This is a genomic window from Ideonella sp. P3_A4 (assembly GCF_056403075.1).
The window spans coordinates 1-3,871 of record NZ_JBFUGE010000569.1; the positions used below are offsets into that span (position 1 = coordinate 1).

At 65.8% G+C, this 3,871-nt stretch carries 4 protein-coding genes; 3 read left to right on the forward strand and 1 reads right to left on the reverse strand.

Features of this window, described 5'->3' with window-relative positions; all coding sequences use genetic code 11:
- Positions 1-296: hypothetical protein (locus AC1DYI_RS29050; protein ID WP_477207594.1), on the reverse strand; the 296-nt coding region annotated here is incomplete at its 3' end.
- A gap of 233 nt (positions 297-529) precedes the next feature.
- Between AC1DYI_RS29050 and sctU the strand changes: the two genes are divergently transcribed.
- From sctU to AC1DYI_RS29065, 3 genes are all read left to right on the forward strand, one after another.
- Complete coding sequence (gene sctU, locus AC1DYI_RS29055; RefSeq protein WP_477207595.1) at positions 530-1,594, forward strand: type III secretion system export apparatus subunit SctU; 1,065 nt, start codon at positions 530-532, stop codon at positions 1,592-1,594.
- A 13-nt stretch (positions 1,595-1,607) separates the two neighbouring features.
- Positions 1,608-3,671, forward strand: a complete 2,064-nt coding sequence (gene sctV / locus AC1DYI_RS29060; RefSeq protein ID WP_477207596.1) for a type III secretion system export apparatus subunit SctV — start codon at positions 1,608-1,610, stop codon at positions 3,669-3,671.
- A gap of 10 nt (positions 3,672-3,681) precedes the next feature.
- The coding region (locus AC1DYI_RS29065) for a hypothetical protein (RefSeq protein WP_477207597.1) at positions 3,682-3,871 on the forward strand (190 nt) is incomplete at its 3' end.

A 3,871-nucleotide genomic window follows, 5' to 3' on the forward strand; every position in this document is an offset into this window, starting at 1 on the left:
AGGTAGCCGCGGTCCATCGAAGACAGCCAGCGTACCTGCGACCTCGACATGCCCTCATAGACCCGCAGCTGCTTCTGGAAGAACTCTTCGGCCTGTTCGTCCCGCCCGGTGGCCAGCAACAGCTGCCCCATGAGTTGGCCGAGCACGGCTCGCCGCTGCAGCTCGATGTCACTCGCGCGGTCCAGCCGGGCCAAGCCCAGGCGCAGCGCGTCGTGCACATCGCCGGCCAGCGCCGCGCGGGCCACATCGGCATCAAGGTCCTGCACACGCAGACAGGTCAGCGCGACTAGCAGCATCTCGATCTCCTTCGGTTCGTGCGCCACATCGGCGTCGAAGTGATGCTAGGCAGTTCATCGCCGCGCAAGGCTCACGAGTTCACGATGGAAAGCTCATCAAAGCTCACCTCGTGCAACCGCGGGTATCTCGGGCCTCGCGTGTTCGCTCCGCAGCGCATTGCTTCGCCCCTGGTCACGGCTGCGACGTCTTCGCAACGCAGATTGCGCAGTCAACAGGACAGGAGCGCCCGACCATGGGTGAAAAGACCGAAGAGCCGAGCCAGAAGAAGCTCGACGACGCCAAGAAGAAAGGGCAATCACCGAAGAGCCAGGACATCAACGCGGCGGCCGGCTTGCTGGTGACGACGTTGTGCCTCGGCGCCGGCGCCGCCGCGGCGTTCGACCATCTGAACGCGCTGTTTTCGATCTCCAGCGGGCTGGGGCTGCAGGTTCGCACCGATGCGGACATGCAGGCGCTCGCGTTCGACATGGCCATCGAGGGCCTCTGGATCGTGCTGCCCTTCGTGGCGGCATCGATCGCCGCGGGCGTCATCGTGTCGTTTGCCCAGGTCGGGTTCAACATCACCTTCGAGCCCCTCACCCCCAACTTCGACAAGGTCAACCCCGGCTCGGGCCTGAAGAAGCTGATCTCGATGCGCTCGATCATCGAGTTCGTCAAGACGGTGTTCAAGGCCGTGCTCGTCGGCTGCGTCGTCGCGATGATCACCTTCGGTCTGATCCCCCTGCTGGTGGGCGCCGCGACGCAGACATCCCACGGCGTGGCCGGGATCGCGTGGAGTGCCATCAACAAGCTGTTCACCGCTTCGGTCATCGTGCTGGTGGTGATCGGGCCCGTCGACATCGCCATCCAGCGTTGGCTGTTCATCCGCGATCAGCGCATGGACAAGGACGAGCTCAAGCGCGAATACAAAGAGATGGAAGGCGACCCGATGGTCAAGGGGCAACGCAGGCGCCTGGCCAACGAGATCGCCAACGGCGGGCCGAAACAGAACGTGCCCACCGCCACCGTCGTGGTCACGAACCCGACCCACTTCGCAGTGGCGCTGCGCTATCGCCCAGGAGAGACGCCGCTGCCCCTCGTCGTCTGCAAAGGCGCAGACGCCGTGGCCGCGCAGATCCGCGCGATCGCCGAATCGAGCGGCGTGCCGATCGTCTCCAACCCGCCGCTGGCGCGCGCGTTGTTCAAGGTGCCCGTGAACGACGCCGTGCCGGAGGCCCTGTTCGAAGCGGTGGCCGCCGTGCTGAGGTGGGTCGACATGGTCGACCGCATGGGCAACGACGTGGCCTCATCGGCCTGACAGGACCCACCGAATGGCCAAACTCAAGTTCGATTCGCAAGGCACGCTCGGCAACGACGTGGCGATGTGCCTGCTGGTCGTCGCCATCGTGGCTCTGATGGTCTTGCCGCTGCCCACCGTCGCGATCGATTCGCTGCTGGCGGTCAACATCACCGCCAGCGTGCTGTTGCTGATGACGTCGCTGTTCATACCGAATGCGGTGGCGCTGTCGTCCTTTCCTTCGCTGCTGCTGTTCACGACGCTGTTCCGCTTGTCGCTGAACATCGCATCGACCAAGTCCATCTTGCTGCACGCGGACGCCGGGCACCTGATCGAGAGCTTCGGCGAGCTGGTCGTCGGCGGCAACCTGGTCGTCGGCATCGTCGTGTTCATCATCATCACGGTGGTTCAGTTCATCGTGATCTCCAAGGGCTCCGAGCGGGTGGCTGAAGTGGGCGCCCGGTTCACGCTCGATGCGATGCCAGGCAAACAGATGAGCATCGACGCCGACCTGCGCGCCGGGCTGCTGACAGGCGACGAGGCTCGCCGCAAGCGCGCGTTGCTGGGCATGGAAAGCCAGATGCACGGCGGCATGGACGGCGCGATGAAGTTCGTCAAGGGCGACGCGATTGCCGGGCTGATCATCACGATGGTCAACATCCTGGCGGGCATCGTCGTCGGCATCATGTACCACGGCATGAGCGCGGGCGAGGCGGCCAACAGGTTTGCCGTGCTGTCGATCGGTGATGCGATGGTGTCGCAGATCCCGTCGCTGTTCATCTGCGTGGCCGCCGGCGTGTTGATCACCCGTGTCGCCGACGAACACCAGAAGAAGCCGCGCTCGCTCGGCCAGGAGATCACGGCGCAGCTGACGGCCAACGTGCGGGCGATGTACCTCGCGGCGGCCCTCGTGCTGGCATTCGCCGCGGTGCCCGGCTTTCCTGCGCTGCAGTTCATCGGCCTGGGCGCTGGCCTGATCGCGGCCGGCCGCTACCTGGCGCGCCAGCGCAAGACGAACGAGGCCCAGGCGATGTCGGCGCCGATGTCGGCACTGCAGCGTGAAGGGGCCAAGGGCGACGCGCCGTCGATCATGCGCGAAGCTCCGCACTTCTCGAAGCCGCTCGCCGTTCGCATGTCGGCAGATCTGGCGTCACTGCTGCAGCCTCCGCAGCTCGACGCGGCGATGGACCGCGAACGGCTCCAGCTGCAGTCGATGCTGGGCGTGCCCTTCCCCGGCGTTTGCATGTGGATCGAGCCCACGTTGCCTGACCTGCGCTTCGAGGTGCTGATCAACGACGTGCCGGTGCGCGCCGTCACCTTGCCTGGGCGCCTGATGTGCCTGACGTCGCCCGACTCGCCGCTGACCGCCATGGCCACCCGCCACGAGCCGGTGCTCGACATGGCCGAGTCGCTGTGGCTGCCGCCGGACCAGGTCCCTGAAGCCGAGCGCGCGCATTGCCTGGACATCGAGCAGGTGGTGGCCCGCCAAGTGATGATGCTGCTGCGGCGAAACGCTCATCTGTTCATGGGCGTGCAGGAGATCCAGTGGGTCGTCGACAAGGCCACCGCCGACTACCCGGGCCTGGTCGCAGAGGTGCAGAAGATCCTGCCGATCCAGCGCATTGCCGAGGTGATGCGCCGGCTGCTCGAAGAGCAGGTGCCGATCCGCAATGTGCGCACCATCTTCGAGAGCCTGATCACCTGGGGCCCGAAAGAAAAGGACATGCTGCTGCTGACGGAATACGTCCGCGGCGACCTGGGCCGCTACCTCGCCTTCGAAGCCAGCGCCGGCCGCAACTACATCTCGGCGATCTTGCTCGATGCGAGCGTCGAGCAGTCGATCCGGCAGTGCATCAAGCCCACGCCGGCCGGCAACTACCTGGCGATGCCGCCCGAAAGCGCCGCAGCAATCACCGAGAAGGTGCTGCGCATCTCGGGCGAACAACCGGAACGCGGCGTCGCGGTGGTCACCTCGATGGACATTCGCCGCTACGTCAAGAAGATGATCGAGTCGCGCCTGGACCAGATGCGCGTCTACTCGTACCAGGAGCTCGGCAACCAGGTCGAGCTGCGGCCGCTGGGCCGCGTGATGGCTTGAGATCGGCTCAATGAGTGACGAAGAAGTCCGGCGCGTACGGCGCGTCATCGAAGGCGCACCACCGCCCACCGTCGCAAGGCCTGCGGTGGAAGCACGGCAGGCCGAGCGCTTCCAGCGAGCCCTGGTGTCGTCGCGACGCTTTGAGCCCGAGCCGCGCGGCGAGGTCCGTGGTGACCTCGTCGCATCGACCGACGAACCAC

Excerpts from the sequence above, each read along its gene's own strand:
- sctU (WP_477207595.1), top strand. The coding sequence starts at position 530 with ATGGGTGAAAAGACCGAAGAGCCGAGCCAGAAGAAGCTCGACGACGCC.
- sctV (WP_477207596.1), top strand. The coding sequence starts at position 1,608 with ATGGCCAAACTCAAGTTCGATTCGCAAGGCACGCTCGGCAACGACGTG.